The organism is Pseudomonas putida, assembly GCF_028682635.1.
GTDB classification, from domain to species: domain Bacteria; phylum Pseudomonadota; class Gammaproteobacteria; order Pseudomonadales; family Pseudomonadaceae; genus Aquipseudomonas; species Aquipseudomonas putida_AE.
This window is the reverse complement of sequence record NZ_JANHLK010000008.1, coordinates 16,516-35,600: the sequence shown is the minus strand read 5'-3', so window position 1 is coordinate 35,600 and position 19,085 is coordinate 16,516. Positions and strand designations below refer to the sequence as shown.

General features: G+C 61.1%; 21 protein-coding genes. 12 read left to right on the top strand and 9 right to left on the bottom strand.

Going from position 1 to position 19,085, the window contains the following annotated elements; genetic code table 11:
- Positions 1-115 precede the first annotated feature (115 nt).
- Positions 116-1,675, bottom strand: a complete 1,560-nt coding sequence (locus NPS56_RS12195) for a sigma-54-dependent transcriptional regulator (RefSeq protein ID WP_274074832.1) — start codon at positions 1,673-1,675, stop codon at positions 116-118.
- Positions 1,676-2,045: 370 nt separating this feature from the next.
- Here NPS56_RS12195 and phhA point away from each other — a divergent pair, with 370 nt between their 5' ends.
- The 6 genes from phhA to NPS56_RS12165 all read left to right on the top strand — a co-directional run bounded on the left by phhA (position 2,046) and on the right by NPS56_RS12165 (position 6,460).
- A complete protein-coding gene (gene phhA, locus NPS56_RS12190) occupies positions 2,046-2,837 on the top strand; it encodes a phenylalanine 4-monooxygenase (RefSeq protein WP_274074831.1) in 792 nt (263 codons plus the stop codon).
- 105 nt (positions 2,838-2,942) lie between these two features.
- Entirely contained in the window at positions 2,943-3,299 is a 357-nt protein-coding gene (locus tag NPS56_RS12185; RefSeq protein ID WP_274074830.1) for a 4a-hydroxytetrahydrobiopterin dehydratase, read from the top strand.
- Entirely contained in the window at positions 3,299-4,492 is a 1,194-nt protein-coding gene (locus tag NPS56_RS12180) for an amino acid aminotransferase (protein WP_425313626.1), read from the top strand. The genes NPS56_RS12185 and NPS56_RS12180 overlap by 1 nt, the downstream gene beginning before the upstream one ends.
- 277 nt (positions 4,493-4,769) lie before the next feature.
- Positions 4,770-4,901 (top strand): hypothetical protein, encoded by a 132-nt coding sequence (locus tag NPS56_RS12175; RefSeq protein ID WP_015096286.1) that lies wholly within the window; start codon positions 4,770-4,772, stop codon positions 4,899-4,901.
- 73 nt (positions 4,902-4,974) lie between these two features.
- Positions 4,975-5,160, top strand: a complete 186-nt coding sequence (locus NPS56_RS12170) for a hypothetical protein (protein WP_274074829.1) — start codon at positions 4,975-4,977, stop codon at positions 5,158-5,160.
- Between the two features lie 100 nt (positions 5,161-5,260).
- Positions 5,261-6,460 (top strand): MFS transporter, encoded by a 1,200-nt coding sequence (locus tag NPS56_RS12165; RefSeq protein ID WP_274074828.1) that lies wholly within the window; start codon positions 5,261-5,263, stop codon positions 6,458-6,460.
- Here the strand turns inward: NPS56_RS12165 and arfB are convergent.
- From arfB to NPS56_RS12130, 7 genes are all read right to left on the bottom strand, one after another.
- A complete protein-coding gene (arfB, locus tag NPS56_RS12160) occupies positions 6,457-6,870 on the bottom strand; it encodes an alternative ribosome rescue aminoacyl-tRNA hydrolase ArfB (protein WP_008055510.1) in 414 nt (137 codons plus the stop codon). The genes NPS56_RS12165 and arfB overlap by 4 nt on opposite strands.
- Positions 6,871-7,083: 213 nt before the next feature.
- Positions 7,084-8,496, bottom strand: coding sequence for an amino acid permease (locus NPS56_RS12155; protein WP_274074827.1), 1,413 nt, complete (start codon positions 8,494-8,496; stop codon positions 7,084-7,086).
- A gap of 853 nt (positions 8,497-9,349) precedes the next feature.
- The gene (rluB, locus tag NPS56_RS12150; RefSeq protein WP_274074826.1) at positions 9,350-10,561 is read right to left on the bottom strand and encodes a 23S rRNA pseudouridine(2605) synthase RluB; all 1,212 of its coding nucleotides are present in this window, start codon (positions 10,559-10,561) and stop codon (positions 9,350-9,352) included.
- 182 nt (positions 10,562-10,743) lie between these two features.
- The gene (gene scpB, locus NPS56_RS12145) at positions 10,744-11,697 is read right to left on the bottom strand and encodes an SMC-Scp complex subunit ScpB (protein ID WP_274074825.1); all 954 of its coding nucleotides are present in this window, start codon (positions 11,695-11,697) and stop codon (positions 10,744-10,746) included.
- Between the two features lie 11 nt (positions 11,698-11,708).
- Positions 11,709-12,407 carry a segregation and condensation protein A gene (locus tag NPS56_RS12140; protein WP_178134427.1) on the bottom strand — a complete coding sequence of 233 codons (699 nt, stop codon included), beginning with the start codon at positions 12,405-12,407 and terminating at the stop codon, positions 11,709-11,711.
- Positions 12,408-12,527: 120 nt separating this feature from the next.
- Complete coding sequence (locus NPS56_RS12135; RefSeq protein ID WP_046816873.1) at positions 12,528-13,157, bottom strand: L-threonylcarbamoyladenylate synthase; 630 nt, start codon at positions 13,155-13,157, stop codon at positions 12,528-12,530.
- Positions 13,158-13,170: 13 nt separating this feature from the next.
- Positions 13,171-14,034, bottom strand: a complete 864-nt coding sequence (locus tag NPS56_RS12130; RefSeq protein WP_274074824.1) for a PHP domain-containing protein — start codon at positions 14,032-14,034, stop codon at positions 13,171-13,173.
- An 87-nt stretch (positions 14,035-14,121) separates the two neighbouring features.
- Between NPS56_RS12130 and NPS56_RS12125 the strand changes: the two genes are divergently transcribed.
- The 6 genes from NPS56_RS12125 (at position 14,122) to NPS56_RS12100 (ending at position 18,423) form a co-directional block, all read left to right on the top strand.
- On the top strand, positions 14,122-14,718 hold the full coding sequence (locus NPS56_RS12125; RefSeq protein WP_008055521.1) for a septation protein A: 597 nt from the start codon (positions 14,122-14,124) through the stop codon (positions 14,716-14,718).
- 1 nt (position 14,719) lies between these two features.
- Complete coding sequence (locus NPS56_RS12120; RefSeq protein WP_007984134.1) at positions 14,720-15,019, top strand: YciI family protein; 300 nt, start codon at positions 14,720-14,722, stop codon at positions 15,017-15,019.
- Positions 15,020-15,129: 110 nt separating this feature from the next.
- Positions 15,130-15,543 (top strand): translation initiation factor 2, encoded by a 414-nt coding sequence (locus NPS56_RS12115; RefSeq protein ID WP_274074823.1) that lies wholly within the window; start codon positions 15,130-15,132, stop codon positions 15,541-15,543.
- A gap of 7 nt (positions 15,544-15,550) precedes the next feature.
- Positions 15,551-16,228: a response regulator transcription factor gene (locus NPS56_RS12110; RefSeq protein ID WP_274074822.1), complete on the top strand. Its 678-nt coding sequence runs from the start codon at positions 15,551-15,553 to the stop codon at positions 16,226-16,228.
- Positions 16,229-16,457: 229 nt separating this feature from the next.
- On the top strand, positions 16,458-16,907 hold the full coding sequence (locus NPS56_RS12105; RefSeq protein WP_274074821.1) for an LTXXQ domain protein: 450 nt from the start codon (positions 16,458-16,460) through the stop codon (positions 16,905-16,907).
- 178 nt (positions 16,908-17,085) lie between these two features.
- On the top strand, positions 17,086-18,423 hold the full coding sequence (locus NPS56_RS12100) for a sensor histidine kinase (RefSeq protein ID WP_274074820.1): 1,338 nt from the start codon (positions 17,086-17,088) through the stop codon (positions 18,421-18,423).
- Between the two features lie 82 nt (positions 18,424-18,505).
- Here the strand turns inward: NPS56_RS12100 and NPS56_RS12095 are convergent, their stop codons facing one another.
- On the bottom strand, positions 18,506-19,072 hold the full coding sequence (locus tag NPS56_RS12095; protein ID WP_274074819.1) for an NAD(P)H nitroreductase: 567 nt from the start codon (positions 19,070-19,072) through the stop codon (positions 18,506-18,508).
- Positions 19,073-19,085: the final 13 nt, after the last annotated feature.

The window sequence follows — 19,085 nt, the reverse complement described above, 5'->3', positions numbered from 1 at the left end:
GCAATGCTGGCCCCTTCGCGAGCAAGCCCGCTCCCACAGTGATCTGTGGCGCTCACAAAACCTGTGGGAGCGGGCTTGCTCGCGAAGAGGCCGGCACAATCACAACAAAAGTCAGCTAAGACTCAGTCTTGCCCACCTCATAATCACGCAACTTGTTGGCAATGGTGGTATGCGAAACCCCCAACCGCTTGCCCAGCTGCCGACTGCTCGGGTGCTCGGAATACAATCGCTCCAACACCGCCTTCTCAAAGCGCCCGACAATCTCGTCCAGCCCGCCTTCCAACGAAAAATCGCCAAGTGGCTGACGCACACCGTAGTCCGGCAGACGAATATGCTCGGCCTTGACCGTCCCGCCCTCACACAGGGAAACCGCCTGGAACAGCACGTTTTCCAACTGCCGAACGTTGCCCGGCCAATGGTAATGACTGAGCCGGTCCATGGCCGCTGGCGCGAGCTTGGGCAGCGGGCAACCGATCTGCCGGCTGGCCTGATCGAGGAAGTGCTCCACCAGCGGCGTCAAGCCGTCCAGGCATTCGCGCAGCGGCGGGATGTGCAACGACAGCACGTTCAATCGGTGATACAGGTCCTGGCGAAACTCCCCACGGGCACAGAGTTCGGACAGGTCGACCTGGGTCGCGCAGATCACCCGCACGTCGAGGTACACCTCTTCATCGCTGCCTACACGACGGAAGCAGCCATCCTGCAGGAAGCGCAGCAATTTCACCTGCAGGCGCGGGCTCATTTCCCCGACTCCATCGAGAAACAGCGTACCGCCCGCCGTCAGCTCCAACAGCCCGAGCTTACCCTCGGCCCGGGCGCCCTCGAAGGCGCCAGGGCCATAACCGAACAACTCGGTCTCGGCCATGGATTCCGGCAGACCGGCGCAATTGAGCGCCATCAGCGGCGATTGCCCGCGCGGGCTGGCCAGATGGCAGGCCCGCGCCAACAATTCTTTACCGGTGCCGGTCTCGCCTTCTATCAATAGTGGCGCATCGAGCGGGGCCATGCGCCGGGCTTCGCGCACCACCGCCGCCATCACCTTCGAGCTTTGAAAGATGCTGTCGAAGCCGCGCAACTCCTGCTTGCGTACGTTATAGATGCGCTCGCCCACCCGGTCGGCGCGATGCAGGGTCAGCACCGCCCCGGCCATGGCTTCGCTGTCGTCATGCTCCGATTGCAGGGGCGCGATGTCGGCCAGGAACACATCGCCCTTGACCTTGACCCGCAGTCCGTTGATCCGCGATTTGTTGGCGCGCACCAGCTCCGGCAAATCGAAATCCTCGGCATAACGCGACAGGGGAATCCCCGGCACCTCATCTACCCGCACACCCAGCAACTGCGCCGCCGCGCGATTGGCCGCGACGATGGAACCGCCCATGTCGATCGACAGCACCGGAAACTCCAGGGCGCCGAGCAACGCATTGAGCTCCATGTGCCGACGCTCACTGGGCATGAGCCCTACACGCTTGACGCCAAAAACCCCGGCAATCGCCTCGAATTTCGGACGCAGTGCCTGGAACTGAATGTTGATCAGGTTCGGACAGTGCAGGTAGATGGCATTGCCATGCTCGCCACCCACTTCACCGCGGGCGACGTTGATACCGTACTCGACCAACAGGTTGAGGATGTCGCGCAGGATGCCGATGCGGTTCTGGCAGTGGACTTTGATACGCATGTAAAAGACCTGATAAACGATGATTGACCTGTGGGAGCCAGCCTGCTGGCGATGGCGTCGCATCAGGCGATATTGTTGTCGAATGACACGCCGCTATCGCCAGCAGGCTGGCTCCCACAGGGTTAGCGCCCGACTTTTCTGATCAGGCGCTCAGATAGTCGTCAAGATTATGTGACAGATGTAGGGCTTTTCCCACCCGCCAATCTCAACATTTACGCGATGACGGCCAATACGTAACGAAAACTTTACGATAATCCAGGGATTTTCCCGCGCAGGACGCCGCTCACCTGCTGCAGCGCTGCAATCGATGGGGTATTCCTAGGTCCATAGCAGCACATAACAAGAACGAATCCCCTAGCAGGAGAGCAGCATGAAGCAGACGCAATACGTGGCTCGCGAGCCCGATGCGCATGGTTTTATCGACTACACCGCCGAAGAACACGCGGTGTGGAACACGCTGATCACTCGCCAACTGAAAGTGATCGAAGGGCGTGCGTGCCAGGAATACCTGGACGGCATCGAAAAACTCGGTCTGCCCCACGACCGCATTCCGCAACTGGGCGAGATCAACAAGGTCCTCGGTGAAACCACCGGCTGGCAAGTTGCCCGCGTGCCGGCGCTGATCCCCTTCCAGACCTTTTTTGAATTGCTCGCCAGCAAGCAGTTTCCGGTGGCCACCTTCATTCGTACTCGCGAAGAGCTGGATTACCTGCAAGAGCCGGACATTTTCCACGAGATTTTCGGCCACTGCCCGCTGCTGACCAACCCCTGGTTCGCTGAATTCACCCACACCTACGGCAAACTCGGCCTCAAGGCATCCAAGGAAGAGCGCGTGTACCTGGCGCGCCTGTACTGGATGACCATCGAGTTCGGCCTGGTCGACACCCCGCAAGGCCAGCGCATTTACGGCGGCGGCATCCTGTCTTCACCGAAAGAAACCGTGTATTGCCTGTCGGACGAGCCTGAGCATCAGGCATTCGATCCGCTGGAATGCATGCGCACGCCTTACCGCATCGACATCCTGCAACCGCTGTATTTCGTTCTGCCGAACCTCAAGCGCCTGTTCGACCTGGCCCACGAAGACATCATGGGCATGGTCCAGCAAGCGATGCAGATGGGTCTGCATGCTCCGAAATTTCCACCGAAACCCAAAGCGGCCTGAACCGCCGCTTTTTCGATCAAGTGAGTCTGTCAGGAACCGACGCTTTGCTTTAGCGTGGTGTTATTGACGGTCGATTTCCCTTTATCCCGATTTCAGGAATCCATCATGTCCACATTGAACCAAGCCCACTGCGAAGCCTGCCGCGCCGACGCCCCACAGGTCAGCGATGAAGAACTGCCAGTCCTGATCAAGCAGATCCCGGACTGGAACATCGAAGTTCGCGACAGCATCATGCAGCTGGAAAAGGTTTTCCTGTTCAAGAACTTCAAGCACGCCCTGGCGTTCACCAACGCCGTCGGTGAAATCTCCGAGGCCGAAGGTCATCACCCTGGCCTGCTGACCGAGTGGGGCAAAGTCACCGTGACCTGGTGGAGCCACTCGATCAAGGGCCTGCACCGCAACGACTTCATCATGGCCGCGCGCACGGACATCGTTGCCAAGGACGCCGAGGGCCGCAAATAATGCATTTCGACGCCATCGGCCGGGTGCCCGGCGACCCGATCCTCGGTCTGATGGAGGCGTATGCGCAGGACCCCAACCCGCGCAAATTCGACCTCGGCGTGGGTGTCTACAAAGACGCCCAGGGCCTGACCACCATTCCCCAGGCGGTGAAGCTGGCCGAAGCGCGCCTGGTGGATCGCCAGACCACCAAGACCTACATCGGCGGTCACGGCGACGCGGCTTTCGGCAAGGTCATCAGTGAGTTGGTGCTCGGCGCCGACTCGACGCTGCTCAGCGAACAACGCGCCGGCGCCACCCAGACCCCGGGCGGCACTGGTGCGTTGCGCTTGAGCGCTGACTTCATCGCCCAGTGCCTGCCGGGCCGTGGCGTCTGGCTGAGCAATCCGACCTGGCCGATCCACGAAACCATTTTCGCCGCGGCCAAGGTCAAGGTCAGCCATTACCCTTACGTGGGCAGTGACAACCGTCTCGACGTCGAGGCCATGCTCGCCGCGCTCGAGCAAGCCCCCAAGGGCGACGTGGTGCTGCTGCACGCCTGCTGCCACAACCCGACCGGCTTCGATCTGTCCCATGACGACTGGCGCCGGGTGCTGGACGTGGTGCGCCGGCGCGAGTTGCTGCCGCTGATCGATTTCGCCTACCAGGGCTTCGGTGACGGCCTGGAGCAGGACGCCTGGTCCACCCGACTGTTCGCCGCCGAGTTGCCGGAAGTCTTGATCACCAGCTCCTGCTCGAAGAACTTCGGCCTGTACCGCGACCGCACCGGCGCGCTGATTGTCTGTGCGAAATCCGCCGACAAGCTGACCGACATCCGCAGCCAACTGGCCCACATCGCCCGTAACCTGTGGTCGACGCCGCCGGATCACGGCGCTGCCGTGGTGGCGACCATCCTCGGCGACCCGGAACTGAAAAACCTCTGGGCCGACGAAGTGGAAACCATGCGCTTGCGTATTGCGCAACTGCGCAGCGGTTTGCTCGAAGCGCTGGAGGCTTACGGTTTGCGTGAGCGCTTTGCGCACATTGGTGTGCAGCGCGGAATGTTTTCCTACACCGGGATGACACCTGAGCAAGTGAAAGCGCTGCGGGATAACCATAGCGTGTACATGGTCAGTTCGGGTCGGGCGAACGTTGCCGGCATTGATGCTACGCGCCTGGATTTGCTGGCCGAAGCAATCGCCAAAGTCTGCAAATAACTTCCAAACACTGCAAATCCCCTGTGGGAGCGGGCTTGCTCGCGAATGCGGAATGTCAGTCGACATCCATATTGACTGATCTACCGCTTTCGCGAGCAAGCCCGCTCCCACATTAGTTTTGCATCGCTCCTCTTATTTCCCTGTATATACAACCCCATTCGTCGAAACAAATGGATATAAAAGTCTGTTTGTCATTTCTACTCCTGTATCCTGCCCAGGCTTTTTTGAAAGCGCGGATCTACCAGATCTATCAACAGACTTAGCGAGGAGCGCGACCATGCACGAGATTCCTAATCTCCCCTTCCCAAGCCTGCACGTACCTGAGCAGACGACCACGCAACAAGCCGGTGCCCAACAGCCCGAGCCGAAAGAAGCCACTGACCGCCGCCAGGCAGACAGCGAAGACTGAAACACCCGCCGTACAGACTGTGTGGAAAGCGCTAACATGCGCTTTCCACACCGCCTGAACAGTGACCCCGCCCATGACCGACGAATTCGACGAAACCCAGGCCAGCCTCCTGATCGGCACCGCCGAGAAAATGATCGAAATCTGGAATCGCCTCTCCCCCGAGAAACAGGCCGCTTTGCTCGCCCGCTTCGGCAGCGAAGAAAACGCACTGGCCGCCCTGGTCACCACGCAACTGGTCGCACCTGCAAAGCCCGACTGATCCCGCCCGGCAAATAGTTTTACTTTTTCCACGACCCGCGGCCGCTCGCGCCGCTATCATAAGCAGCCTATCTATCCTGCTTTCCCGTGGACCTTTACCCATGTCTGAAAACCAGCGCCCCCTGGCGGTCACGCTGCAAGTCGTTTCCATCGTCCTGTTTACCTTCATCGGCTACCTCAATATCGGCATTCCCTTGGCGGTACTGCCGGGCTATGTCCATAGCGACCTGGGTTTTGGTGCGGTGATCGCCGGGCTGGTGATCAGCGTGCAATATCTGGCCACCCTGCTCAGCCGTCCCTACGCCGGGAAGATCATCGACAACAAGGGCAGCAAGCTGGCGGTCATGTATGGCCTGGCCGGCTGTGGCCTGAGCGGCGTGTTCATGCTGATCTCGGCCTGGACCCAAAGCCTGCCGATGCTCAGCCTGATCAGCCTGCTGATCGGCCGCCTGGTGCTCGGCAGCGCCGAAAGCCTGGTGGGCTCAGGCTCCATTGGTTGGGGCATCGGCCGGGTCGGCGCGGCGAACACCGCCAAGGTCATCTCCTGGAACGGCATCGCCAGTTACGGCGCATTGGCCGTGGGTGCGCCCTTGGGCGTGTTGCTGGTCAAGCAGCTGGGCTTGTGGAGCATGGGCGTGAGCATTGTCCTGCTGGCGCTGCTTGGCCTGCTGCTGGCCTGGCCGAAAACCGCCGCGCCCATTGTGGTCGGTGAACGACTGCCGTTCATGCATGTGCTCGGTCGGGTCCTGCCCCACGGTTGCGGCCTCGCACTGGGCTCGATCGGCTTTGGCACCATTGCCACCTTCATCACCCTGTACTACGCCACCCAACACTGGGACAACGCCGTGCTGTGCCTGAGCCTGTTCGGCGCGAGTTTCATCGGTGCACGCCTGCTGTTCGGCAACCTGATCAATCGCCTCGGCGGTTTTCGCGTGGCGATTGCCTGCCTGTCGGTGGAAACCCTGGGCCTGTTGCTGCTGTGGCTGGCACCCGATGCGCATTGGGCGTTGGCGGGCGCGGCCTTGAGCGGTTTCGGTTTCTCGCTGGTGTTTCCGGCGCTGGGTGTCGAAGCGGTCAACCTGGTGCCGGCCTCCAGCCGCGGGGCGGCGGTCGGCGCCTATTCGCTGTTCATCGACTTGTCGCTGGGGATCACCGGGCCGTTGGCTGGTGCGGTTGCGGCGGGCTTCGGCTTTGCCTCGATCTTCCTGTTCGCCGCCCTCGCCGCCTTGAGCGGCCTGGCGTTGAGCGTTTACCTGTACCGGCAGGCACCGAAGCAACGCCAGGCGCGGGATTCACGCTAGAAGTCGACCTTGCCGCGCCCGGCCTTGATGTTGCCGCGCTTGCTCTTGGACTCGAGCCGACGGGTCTTGGAACCGAGGGTCGGCTTGGTCGGCCGGCGTTTCTTTTCGACCTTGGTGGCGCTCTGGATCAACTCGACCAGACGCTCCAGCGCATCGGCGCGGTTCTGCTCCTGGGTCCGGTATTGCTGGGCCTTGATGATCAACACGCCTTCGCTGGTGATGCGACTGTCGCGCAGCGCCAACAGCCGCTCCTTGTAGAACTCGGGCAAGGACGAAGCCGGAATGTCAAAGCGCAGGTGCACCGCGCTGGAGACCTTGTTGACGTTCTGCCCTCCCGCACCCTGGGCGCGAATCGCCGTCAATTCGATCTCGGCATCCGGCAGATGCACGTTGTTGGAAATCACCAGCATGGAAAAGCGTCCGTATTCGAGAGTGTTCAGGATACCGCGAATAGATTGAAGGAATGCGGACCTTGTGGGAGCGTGGCTTGCCCGCGATTCAGGCGCCACGGTTTATCAGGGGCACCGCGTTATCGTTCATCGCGGGCAAGCCACGCTCCCACAGGTTTTTGCAGCGCTATAAAAAACCCGGCACTTGGCCGGGTTTGTTTTTACTGTGTGCAGTTATTCCACCGCTGGCTGCAAGGCGCGCTGTGCGCTGCGCTTGTTCTTGATGCCGTAGCAGACCCACATGAACACCAGCCACACCGGAATCGCGTACACCGATGTCTGGATCCCCGGAATCAACAGCATCACGCCGAGAATGAACAACACGAACGCCAGGCAGATGTAGTTGCCGTATGGGTACCAGAAGGCCTTGAACAGCGGCGTCTGTTTGGTCTTGTTCATGTGCTGGCGGAACTTGAAGTGCGAGTAGCTGATCATCGCCCAGTTGATCACCAGGGTGGCCACCACCAGCGACATCAGCAGTTCCAGCGCGCTGTGCGGGATCAGGTAGTTCAGCAGCACCGCGATCAGGGTCACGGCGGCCGAGGCCAGGATCGAACGCACTGGCACGCCGCGCTTGTCGATCTTCGCCAATGCTTTCGGCGCATCGCCCTGCTCGGCCATGCCCAGCAGCATGCGGCTGTTGCAGTAGGTGCCGCTGTTGTACACCGACAAAGCCGCGGTCAGGACCACGAAGTTGAGGATGTGCGCAGCGGTGTTGCTGCCCAGCATCGAGAACACTTGCACGAACGGGCTGCCGCTGTAGGAATCACCGGAGGCGTTCAGGGTGGCCAGCAAGCTGTCCCACGGGGTCAGCGACAGCAGGATCACCAGCGCACCGATGTAGAAAATCAGGATCCGGTAGATCACCTGGTTGATCGCTTTCGGGATCACGGTCTTCGGCTTGTCGGCTTCAGCTGCGGTGAAACCGAGCATTTCCAGGCCACCGAAGGAAAACATGATGAACGCCATGGCCATCACCAGGCCGCTGATCCCATTCGGGAAGAAGCCGCCGTGGGACCACAGGTTGCTGACCGCCGCTTGCGGGCCGCCGTTGCCGCTGACCAGCAGGTAGCTGCCCAGAGCAATCATGCCGACGATCGCCACGACCTTGATGATCGCGAACCAGAACTCGGCCTCGCCAAAGACTTTGACGTTGGCCAGGTTGACCGCGTTGATCAGCACGAAGAACGCCGCTGCGGAGGCCCAGGTCGGGATGTCCGGCGCCCAGTAGTGGATGTATTTGCCGACCGCCGTCAGCTCCGACATGCCGACCAGAATGTACAGGATCCAGCAGTTCCAGCCCGACAGGAAACCGGCAAAGCCGCCCCAGTACTTGTGCGCGAAGTGGCTGAAGGAGCCGGCCACCGGGTCTTCGACGATCATTTCACCCAGCTGGCGCATGATCATGAAGGCGATGAAACCGCAGATGGCGTAGCCGAGGATCATCGACGGGCCGGCGGATTTCAGTACCCCGGCCGAGCCGAGGAACAGACCGGTACCAATCGCGCCACCGAGGGCAATCAATTGAATGTGGCGATTTTTCAGGCCGCGCTTCAGCTCGCCTGAATGCGAGTTTTGTCCACTCATGAAAAGGGTCTCACGCAAGGTTTGATGATGTTCAGAAGGCGTTGCTGCTCAAGACAGACGTTAAGCAGCGCCGATCAAACCCCAGCGCAGGCACCAGGAGTTCAGCGTATTTACAACGGTCATGCGTCACCTGTTTGTTTTTATCTGTGACGAAATCGAACCCGACGCGCTTGTGGCGCGGCGGAGTGAACAAGGCGGATAGCCTTGAGGTTTGCGCATTTGCGCAGGAGGTCACAGGTAAAACGCGGCGCATTGTACACCGGTAACCCCCTGTTGCCAGACCCCGCTGGATCAGCGTGTCGGTAGCCGGGATTGCATGTGTCCGCCTCGAAGGGATCGGGCGACTGCAAAAAGGAGGTCAGACCTTTGCGGGTCATGGACCGGGACGGTGGAAAAACCGACCCGCGATGGGAGCTGGAAATGGATTGCGGCGTTCATTGCGCCTCCTTTTTGTTATGCACCTGCACGACAGGCATGGCGCGCATAACACCTTGCATGGGGGCGGGAAACAAGCGGGCTAGAGGGCTGGGGGAAGGACTTGAGCGAATTGAGCGTAAGAATTTTTTTACGGCATTACGTGAGAGGCGATTTCATGGGGTTAATACAGGGATTTCGTCATGAAATCTTTACAGCCTGTCATTTTGACTTTCCACTTCGGAATCACTGGTGCAGCGACTGGCGCTTTCGCGAGCAAGCCCGCTCCCACAGTGGATCGCATTTATCTGTGCCGGCTCGGTCACCTGTGGGAGCGGGCTTGCTCGCGAAAGCGTCCTCAAAAACGCTACAGGGCTAAAACCAGGCACAAAAAAAACGCCAACCCGAAGGCTGGCGTTTTTCATGAAGCGCTTTCCGATTACTCAGGCTTGCGACGACCAAACCCCGGACGCTGACCGGAACCGGCCGGTGCGCCACGGCGCTTGCCCGACGGCGCATCACCGTCGACCAGCTTGATCCCCGGACGCTTCGGCGCCGGCTTGGCCGGGCGCTTGGTGTCGGCCGGACGATCAGCTACCGGCGTACCACGGCCTTCGCCACGCTCGGTGCGGCCATTGGCCGGACGCGGCGTGCGTGGACCGCGTTCACCGTCCTGACGAGCAGCCGGCTTGCGCGCCGGGCGCTCGCCTTCGATCTGCGGCTCGCGGCTGGCACGTGGCGCTGCAGGTGCGGCGGTGGCTGGACGCAGGGTCCGTACGCGCTCGGTCTTGGCCATTGGACGCGACGATTTACGCTGCATCCGGTCAAGCTTGTCTTTGCTCTTGGCGTTCATCTGCGGCATCGCGACCGGCGTCAGGCCGACCTCGGCACTGAGGATGTCGACTTCGTACTGGCTCATTTCGCGCCAGCGACCCATCGGCAGGTCCGAGTTGAGGAACACCGGACCGAAACGCACGCGCTTCAGACGGCTGACCACCAGGCCCTGGGATTCCCACAGGCGACGTACTTCGCGGTTACGACCTTCCATCACCACGCAGTGGTACCAGTGGTTGAAACCTTCGCCGCCCGGCGCCTGCTTGATGTCGGTGAATTTGGCCGGGCCGTCTTCGAGGACCACGCCAGCTTTCAGGCGCTCGATCATCTCGTCATCGACTTCGCCACGCACACGCACCGCGTATTCACGGTCCATTTCGTAGGAAGGGTGCATCAGGCGGTTGGCCAGCTCACCGTCGGTGGTGAACATCAGCAGGCCGGTGGTGTTGATGTCGAGGCGACCGATGTTGATCCAGCGGCCTTCTTTCGGCTTTGGCATCTTGTCGAACACGGTCGGACGGCCTTCCGGGTCGACACGGGTGCAGATTTCGCCATCGGGCTTGTTGTACATGATCACGCGGCGGACCGACTCGGCGGCCTCTTCACGCTTGATGACCTTGCCGTCGATGGTGATGGCGTCGTGCATGTCGACGCGCTGGCCAAGGGTGGCGTCTTTGCCGTTGACCTTGATCCGGCCGTGGCTGATCCAGGCTTCCACGTCACGGCGCGAGCCGACGCCGATACGGGCGAGGACCTTCTGCAGCTTTTCGCCTGCTGGGCCGATTTCCTGGTCGTCTTTCTGGTCTTTGATACTCATCTGGGCACCTCCCGGTGTGTTCTGAAAACTGGGTACTTGGGCGAAGGGATCGCCGAAGGGTCGCGAATCATACGCGCATGCGGGCGTTTGCGCATCAGAGACTAGCTGATGAATGCAAGGTTATTGGCTTTTCCGCCGGCCGGTGATCCACTTTGAACACATTCCCCCTCATTGGAACTGTGTCAGTCTTCGAACTCGCGGCGTTCGGCTTCGATGGCTTCGGCGAGGGCCAAGGCTTCGGCTTCTTCGTCGGATAGCTCCGGCTCGGGCTTTGGCTGCTCCAGGGCAGCGACGGCGGCCAGGAGCTTTTCGCGAGCCTCGGCAACGCCGAGGATGTCGTCTTCCTGCTCGGGCTCAGCTTCGGGTTCAACCTGTTCCGGTTCGATGTCAGGCTGCTCCGGATCAATCCCCGGCAACTCACCATCACGCAACAAATCGTCGAAGTCGGTCTTGATCCCCTCCTCCATGCTGTCCAGCTCCAGCAACAGCGTATGGAAACTGGTCTCTTCCTTAGGCTCTTCCGGCTCGGCGCTGGCGTCGGCCAGTTCTTGCAGCCCTGCAGGTACTGGCGCGTCGTCGAAATCGAGCACCGGGTCCGGCTCCAGTTCGCGCACCTCGGCCAGCGGCGGCAGGTCATCGAGGTTCTTCAGGTTGAAATGATCGAGAAACGCCTTGGTGGTGGCGAACATCGCCGGCTTGCCCGGCACATCGCGGTAGCCGACGATGCGGATCCACTCGCGCTCCATCAGCGTCTTGACGATCTGGCTGTTGACCGCCACGCCCCGCACATCCTCGATCTCGCCCCGGGTGATCGGCTGGCGATAGGCGATCAAGGCAATGGTTTCGAGCATGGCCCGCGAGTAGCGCTGCGGCCGCTCTTCCCATAAGCGCCCGACCCACGGCGAAAACTTTTCACGGATTTGCAGGCGATAGCCGGAAGCAACCTCCTTCAACTCGTAGGCGCGGCCATCACAGGACTTGCCCAGAATGGTCAGGGCTTTCTTGAAGACCGCGGGTTCCGGGCGCTCGCCCTCTTCGAAGAGCTCGAACAGGCGCTCCAGCGATTGCGGTTTTCCAGAGGCCAACAGAAAGGCTTCGAGCAGTGGCGCCAGCTCGCGGGGTTCACTCAGGTTCATGATTGGACTCGTTATTCGGCTCGTGCTCGGACGTGGATCGCGGCGAACGGCTCATTCTGCACCAGCTCGACCAAGGATTCCTTGACCAGCTCGAGAATTGCCATGAAGGTCACGACAACCCCCAGGCGCCCTTCCTCGGCGGTGAACAGCTCGACGAACGGTACGAAACCGCCGCCCTTGAGCCGTTCCAGCACATCGCTCATGCGTTCGCGGGTGGACAGCGCTTCGCGGCTGACCTGGTGGCTTTCGAACATGTCGCCACGGCGAAGCACCTCGGCCATGGACAGCAAAATCTCGGACAAGCGCACATCCGGCAACAGTTTGCGCGCCCTGGCTTCCGGGGCATCGAGCTTGGGCACCACCACGTCGCGACCGACCCGGCTCAGGCCATCGATGCCTTCGGCGGCGGCCTTGAAACGCTCGTACTCCTGCAAGCGACGGATCAGTTCGGCTCGCGGGTCTTCTTCCTCGTCCTCGACGGTTTCAGCCCGCGGCAGCAGCATCCGCGACTTGATCTCGGCCAGCATCGCGGCCATCACCAGGTATTCGGCGGCCAGTTCCAGGCGCACCGACTGCATCAACTCGACATACCCCATGTACTGACGGGTGATTTCCGCCACCGGGATGTCGAGGATGTTGATGTTCTGTTTGCGGATCAGGTACAGGAGCAGGTCGAGGGGGCCTTCGAAGGCTTCGAGAAAGACCTCCAGCGCATCCGGCGGGATGTACAGGTCCAGCGGCATTTCCATGACCGCCTGGCCATAGACCATGGCGAAAGGCAGCTCTTGTTGGGCCCCAGCCTGACTGTCGACGGGTTCAACTGCGGACATCTAGGCCTCGACCATGAACGGCGCAGGGTCGCCACAACCGACGCGGATCACTTCCGGCTCGCCATCGGCGAGGTTGATCACCGTGGAAGCCTTGATCCCGCCGAAACCGCCATCGATGATCAGGTCGACCTGATGCTCGAGCAATTGGCGCATTTCGTAAGGATCGGTCAAAGGATCCTCGTCGCCCGGCATGATCAGCGTCACGCTCATCAACGGTTCGCCCAGCTCTTCGAGCAACGCCAGGGCAATCGGATGGCTCGGCACCCGCAGGCCGATGGTGCGTTTTTTCGGATGCAACAGCAGGCGCGGGACTTCACGGGTGGCGTTGAGGATAAAAGTGTAGGGCCCTGGAAGGTGAGCCTTGAGAATGCGGAAGGTGCCCGTGTCGATCTTGGCGAACAGCCCCAGTTGTGACAGATCGCTGCAGATCAGCGCAAAGTTGTGCTTTTCGTCGAGCTGGCGCAGTCGGCGTACGCGCTCCACGGCGACCTTGTCGCCGATCTGGCAACCAATGGCGTAGGAGGAGTCCGTGGGATAGATCACCACCCCGCCCTTGCGAATGATCTCGACAGCCTGCTTGATCAGGCGCGCTTGCGGGTTTTCCGGATGAATCTGGAAAAATTGACTCACATTCTCTACCTGTTCAGACGACGGCAATATTTGGGTCATGTTTGAATCGACACCACAGTGGTGGCAGATCCTCCGGAAGCGGGCGATATTCACCGATCTCGGACCAGCCTCCAGGGCCATGAAAATCACTGCCGGCGCTGACCAGCAGACCGAACTCGCGGGCCAGAATAGCCAGGCTGCCTACTTGCTCGGCAGGCTGATGGCCATTGACCACTTCGATCGCGTGGCCCCCTGCTTGAATATAGTCGGCAATCAGGCGGCGACGCTTGCTGCGAGTGAATTCGTAGTGCCAGGGGTGGGCCAGACTGACCCACGCCTTGGCCGCGCGCAGGGTTTCGACGGTTTCTTCCAGGGTTGGCCAGTGTTGCTTGACGTCACCCAGCTTGCCGGCACCCAGCCATTTGCGGAACGCTTCGGCGCGATCCTTGACGAAACCTTCGCGCACCATCCAGTCGGCGAAGTGCGGGCGGGCCGGCGCGTTACCGCTGTCGCCCAGGGCCTGCTGGACTTCACGGGCGCCTTCGAGCGCTCCCGGCATGCCTTTCAACGCCAGTTTGCGGCTGATTTCCTCGGAACGTAGCCAGCGGCCGTCGCGCAACTTGGCAATCGCCTCGACCAACGGCGCGGCATTGACATCGAAACCGTAGCCCAGCACGTGAATGGTCGCGCCGCCCCAGGTGCAGGACAATTCGACGCCATTGACCAGTTGCATCCCCAGCGCATTCGCTGCACAGCGGGCCTCGTCGAGGCCTTCGAGGGTGTCGTGATCGGTCAAGGCCAGGACTCGCACGCCTTTCTCGAACGCTCGCGCAACCAGGATCGCAGGCGCCAGGGCGCCATCGGAGGCCGTGCTATGGCAGTGCAAATCAACATTCACAGGGCTTTGTAACCTCAAATCAGCTGGCGCTATCGCGCGCCCATATGTTTGTTATTATGCCGCCACATCCTGCTTCTGGCTGCCACTGTGAAACAATTCATCGATTTCATCCCGCTCCTGCTGTTTTTCATCGTCTTCAAGATCGATCCACGGGTCGTCGACATAGCCGGCCACGAGGTCACTGTAGGCGGCATCTACAGCGCCACCGCGATGCTGATCATCAGCTCCCTGGTGGTCTACGGCACGCTGTTCATCAAGCAGCGCAAGCTGGAGAAGAGCCAGTGGCTGACCCTGATCGCCTGCCTGGTCTTCGGCAGCCTGACCCTGGCCTTCCACAGCGAGACCTTCCTGAAATGGAAAGCTCCGGTGGTCAACTGGTTGTTCGCCCTGGCGTTCATCGGCAGCCACTTCATCGGTGACCAACTGCTGATCAAGCGCATCATGGGCCACGCGCTGAGCCTGCCGGAGCCGGTCTGGACGCGCCTGAACATCGCCTGGATCGCGTTTTTCCTGTTTTGCGGTGCCGCCAACCTGTTCGTCGCGTTCACGTTCCAGAGCTACTGGGTCGACTTCAAGGTCTTCGGCAGCCTGGGCATGACTTTGCTGTTCCTGGTCGGCCAGGGCATCTACCTGTCCCGCCACCTGCACGACGCCGATACCACAACGCCGAAAACCGAGGACTGACATGCTTTACGCAATCATTGCCACAGACGTCGCCAACTCCCTGGAAGCCCGCCTGGCCGCCCGGCCTGCACACCTTGAGCGCCTGCAGGTGCTCAAAGGCGAAGGTCGCATCGTATTGGCCGGCCCACATCCGGCGGTCGACAGCAATGATCCAGGGGCAGCGGGTTTCACCGGCAGCCTGATCGTCGCCGAATTCGACTCCCTGAGCGCCGCGCAGGCCTGGGCCGACGCCGATCCGTACATCGCCGCCGGCGTCTACGCCAACGTCCTGGTCAAGCCTTTCAAGCAAGTCCTGCCGTAACGTCTCTTGGCGCGGTGAACCTTATCGGTTCATCGCGTTCTCAATCGCTCATTATTCTCGTTTGCCTGCCGACAAACTCCCCAATATCCGTATTGGAATCAGGAGTCGCGATGCGCAAAGGTCCGTTGTGTCTGATGTTGGTCACGTTGTCGATCGTGGCGCCCGCCCACGGTGAAGAAGCCGCCGAGGGCGCGAACTCCACGCCGCTGTCCTTGAGCGCCGGCAGCCAGATCAACGAACTGCAGCAACGCTTGAAGGAAAGCGAGCGGCAACGAGAAGAACTGGGCAAACAATTGAACAATGCCGATGGCGAACGCGAAAGCGTCCAGCTGGTCCGGTTGCGCCAGGAGAATCAGCGACTCAAGCTGCAACTTCGGGAAGTCCAGGCCGGCAGTACGATCCCGCGCTTGCTGACCGATCAGCAACAGTGGTTCGTCGTTGGCGCCGGGGTGGCGCTATTGGCCCTGCTCTGCGGTATCTTCGCCAGTGGAGCGAGTCGAAAACGTCGACAATGGCTAAATTGAGTGATTCATGAGCGAGCTGTTACTAATTGATGATGACCAGGAGCTGTGCGAGCTCCTGAGCAGCTGGCTGAGCCAGGAAGGGTTTCAGGTGCGCGCCTGTCACGATGGCCAGAGCGCCCGTCGCGCACTGGCCGAAACCTCCCCGGCGGCCGTGGTGCTGGACGTGATGTTGCCGGACGGCAGTGGCCTGGAACTGCTCAAGCAACTGCGCAGCGATCACCCGGACTTGCCGGTGCTGATGCTGTCCGCCCGCGGCGAACCCCTGGACCGTATCCTCGGCCTGGAGCTCGGTGCCGACGACTACCTGGCCAAACCTTGCGACCCACGGGAACTGACAGCCCGCCTGCGCGCCGTGTTGCGCCGCAGCCATCCGGCGCCGGCGTCCAGCCAGATGGAGCTGGGCGACCTGTGTTTCAGCCCGGTGCGCGGCGTGGTCAGCATCGATGAACAGGAGTTCACGCTTACAGTTTCCGAAAGCCGCCTGCTCGAAGCCCTGCTCAAGCAGCCCGGCGAGCCGCTGGATAAACAGGAACTGGCGCAAATCGCCCTCGGCCGCAAGCTGACCCTGTACGACCGCAGCCTCGACATGCACGTGAGCAACCTGCGCAAAAAAATCGGCCCGCATCCCGATGGCCGCCCGCGCATCGTGGCCCTGCGCAGCCGCGGCTACTACTACAGCCTCTAAACCTACGCTCCCTTGCAGGAGCCGGCTTGCCGGCGAAGGCGTCCTTGAATAATGCGTCGTTCTTTCGGACGCCTTCGCTGGCAAGCCGGCTCCTACAAGGGTTGTTTTTGTCAGGTCGGCGCAAAACCATCTTTACCCAAGCTTTACGTACCGCTGACCGCCGCTGACCTTGATCTGCGTAATCTGAACTCATCCGGAACGTACCGGGAATGAGACAAGGAGATTCACCATGCGCAAGACTCTTATCGCTCTGATGTTCGCCACCGCCCTGCCGACCGTTGCCATGGCCATGCCTGAAGGCGCAGGCCCGATGGATGGCCCGATGGACGGTTCGCGCCACGGCGGTCAGATGCACGGCATGCACGGTAAAGGCCCGTACAGCCAACTGGACCTGAGCCGCGAGCAGCGCGAGCAGATCCGCAAGATCATGGGCGAGCAGATGCACGAGCGTAAGCAAGTGGTCGACAAGTACCTGGAAAAACTCTCGCCAGCCGACCAGAAAGCCATGAAAGATGAAATGGCCGCCAACCACAAGAAAGCCGAAGCCGATGTGCGTGCCTTGTTGAAGCCGGATCAACAGAAGAAATTCGACGAGATCCAGAAAAAACAGGCTGAACGTCGCGCGGAATGGGCAGAGTTCAAGGCCTGGAAAGCGCAGCAGGCGCAAAAAGCGCAATAATGCGCTAACCCCCGGCCCAACGGTTAACCACCGTTGGGCCTCATTGCTTTTGATCTACTGTAGGAGCGAGCTTGCTCGCGATGGACGTCAACGATAACGCGCGGCATCAGGTAGCCCGTGTTGTCTAGTCGTCCATCGCGAACAAGCTCGCTCCTACAGGTCTGTTCGAGGATTTTCTGTGCGCTCATTGTTCTGGCGGGTCCTGGCCAGCTTCTGGCTGGCCATCGCCCTGGTTGCAGGGCTCTCCATTCTGCTCGGGCACATGCTCAATCAGGACGCGTGGATTCTCAGTCGCCATCCGGGCCTCAATACCCTGGCCGAACAATGGACGCAAACCTACGAAACCCAGGGCGAAGACGCAGCCCAGGACATTCTGCAACAGCGCAAGCGCCAATATCACATCGACGTCCAGGTACTCAACGAGAGCGGTGACCCGGTGGTGCGCGGCACCTTCCCACGGCGTGCGGCTGCCTTTGAGGCGCGGCAGAACAACGACGACCGCCGCCTGCCATGGCGGCGCCTGACCGATGAGTTCACCAGCGACAAAAGTGGTGACACCTACCTGTTCATCTACCGCATCCCTCACCCGGAACTCGACGCCTGGCACCGCGAAAGCCTGCTCTGGCCGTTGAGTGCGCTGGGGATCGCCCTGGTGGTACTGACCCTGTTCAGCCTGCTGGTGACCTTCTCCATCACCCGCCCGCTCAGCCGTTTACGCAGCGCGGTGCATGACCTGGGACAAACCACCTACCAACAGAACAGCCTGGTCAAGCTGGCCAACCGCCGCGACGAATTCGGCGTGCTGGCCAACGACTTCAACCGCATGGGCGCGCGCCTGCAAAGCCTGATCGGCAGTCAACGGCAACTGCTGCGCGATGTGTCTCACGAACTGCGGTCCCCGCTTGCCCGGCTGCGCATTGCCCTGGCATTGGCCGAACGGGCCAGCCCTGAAGAGCGGGAAAAACTCTGGCCGCGGCTCACCCGCGAATGCGACCGCCTCGAAGCCTTGATCAGCGAAATCCTCGTGCTGGCGCGGGTCGATGCCGATAACGCCAGTGCTGAAGAAGTGGATCTCAACGCCCTGCTCACGACCTTGCAAAAAGATGCACAGCTGGGTTCACCCGATCAGCTCGTGCACCTGGAAGCCGAGTCGCAGCTGACCCTCAAGGGTTGGCCGACCATGATCGAGCGCGCCGTGGACAACCTGCTGCGCAACGCCCAGCGCTTCAACCCGGCGGGCGGCCTGCCGATTGAAATGCAGGCCTTGCGCCAGGGGGAGCGGATCGTGGTGACCGTGCGTGACCATGGGCCGGGGGCGGAAGCTGAACATTTGCGCCAGCTGGGCGAGCCCTTCTATCGCGCGCCCGGGCAGACGGCAGCCGGGCACGGCCTGGGACTGGCGATTGCGCGCCGTGCGGCGGAACGCCATGGCGGAAGCCTGATGCTGGCCAATCACCCTGAGGGTGGATTTATTGCCAGTCTGGAATTTCCTTTGGTGCCGGGGGCGGTGACCTGAAAAGATCGCAGCCTCGTTTCACTCGACAGCTCCTACGGATGTAACACTGTAGGAGCTGCCGCAGGCTGCGATCTTTTGATCTTCAGGCTTTACCGGGCCAGGCACTGACAAATTCGGCCAGATCAACCTTCTCCGCCACCCGCGGTTCTTTTTGCGGCGTGCCGAGGTACAGGAAGGCAATCACCTCCTCCCCTTCCGCCAGTCCCAACCCCTTGGCCACATGGGACGAATAGGCCAGGTCACCGGTGCGCCATACCGCGCCGATACCCTGCGCATAGGCCGCGAGCAAAATCCCGTGGGCCGCACAACCCGCGGCCAGCAACTGTTCGGACTTCGGATATTTGACGTGCTCCTGCACCCGCGCAATCACCACGACCACCAGCGGTGCCCGCAGCGGTCCATTACGCGCCTTGTCGATGGCCGCTTCAGCGACTTCAGCGTCCTGCAGCTTTGCCGCTTCGGCCAGCAACTCGCCCATTTGCTCACGCGCCGCGCCTTCGACCGTCAGGAAGCGCCAAGGCTGCAAGTGGCCGTGATCCGGGGCGCGCATGGCTGCGGCAAACAGCACTTCGCGTTGCGCCTGGGTAGGTGCCGGCTCGATCAGGCGCGGCACGGAAACACGGTTGAGCAAAACGTCGAGAGCCTGCATCGGCCACCTCCAG

Excerpts from the sequence above, each read along its gene's own strand:
- NPS56_RS12195 (WP_274074832.1), bottom strand. The coding sequence starts at position 1,675 with ATGCGTATCAAAGTCCACTGCCAGAACCGCATCGGCATCCTGCGCGAC.
- phhA (WP_274074831.1), top strand. The coding sequence starts at position 2,046 with ATGAAGCAGACGCAATACGTGGCTCGCGAGCCCGATGCGCATGGTTTT.
- NPS56_RS12185 (WP_274074830.1), top strand. The coding sequence starts at position 2,943 with ATGTCCACATTGAACCAAGCCCACTGCGAAGCCTGCCGCGCCGACGCC.
- NPS56_RS12180 (WP_425313626.1), top strand. The coding sequence starts at position 3,299 with ATGCATTTCGACGCCATCGGCCGGGTGCCCGGCGACCCGATCCTCGGT.
- NPS56_RS12175 (WP_015096286.1), top strand. The coding sequence starts at position 4,770 with ATGCACGAGATTCCTAATCTCCCCTTCCCAAGCCTGCACGTACCTGAG.
- NPS56_RS12170 (WP_274074829.1), top strand. The coding sequence starts at position 4,975 with ATGACCGACGAATTCGACGAAACCCAGGCCAGCCTCCTGATCGGCACC.
- NPS56_RS12165 (WP_274074828.1), top strand. The coding sequence starts at position 5,261 with ATGTCTGAAAACCAGCGCCCCCTGGCGGTCACGCTGCAAGTCGTTTCC.
- arfB (WP_008055510.1), bottom strand. The coding sequence starts at position 6,870 with ATGCTGGTGATTTCCAACAACGTGCATCTGCCGGATGCCGAGATCGAA.
- NPS56_RS12155 (WP_274074827.1), bottom strand. The coding sequence starts at position 8,496 with ATGAGTGGACAAAACTCGCATTCAGGCGAGCTGAAGCGCGGCCTGAAA.
- rluB (WP_274074826.1), bottom strand. The coding sequence starts at position 10,561 with ATGAGTATCAAAGACCAGAAAGACGACCAGGAAATCGGCCCAGCAGGC.
- scpB (WP_274074825.1), bottom strand. The coding sequence starts at position 11,697 with ATGAACCTGAGTGAACCCCGCGAGCTGGCGCCACTGCTCGAAGCCTTT.
- NPS56_RS12120 (WP_007984134.1), top strand. The coding sequence starts at position 14,720 with ATGCTTTACGCAATCATTGCCACAGACGTCGCCAACTCCCTGGAAGCC.
- NPS56_RS12115 (WP_274074823.1), top strand. The coding sequence starts at position 15,130 with ATGCGCAAAGGTCCGTTGTGTCTGATGTTGGTCACGTTGTCGATCGTG.
- NPS56_RS12110 (WP_274074822.1), top strand. The coding sequence starts at position 15,551 with ATGAGCGAGCTGTTACTAATTGATGATGACCAGGAGCTGTGCGAGCTC.
- NPS56_RS12105 (WP_274074821.1), top strand. The coding sequence starts at position 16,458 with ATGCGCAAGACTCTTATCGCTCTGATGTTCGCCACCGCCCTGCCGACC.
- NPS56_RS12095 (WP_274074819.1), bottom strand. The coding sequence starts at position 19,072 with ATGCAGGCTCTCGACGTTTTGCTCAACCGTGTTTCCGTGCCGCGCCTG.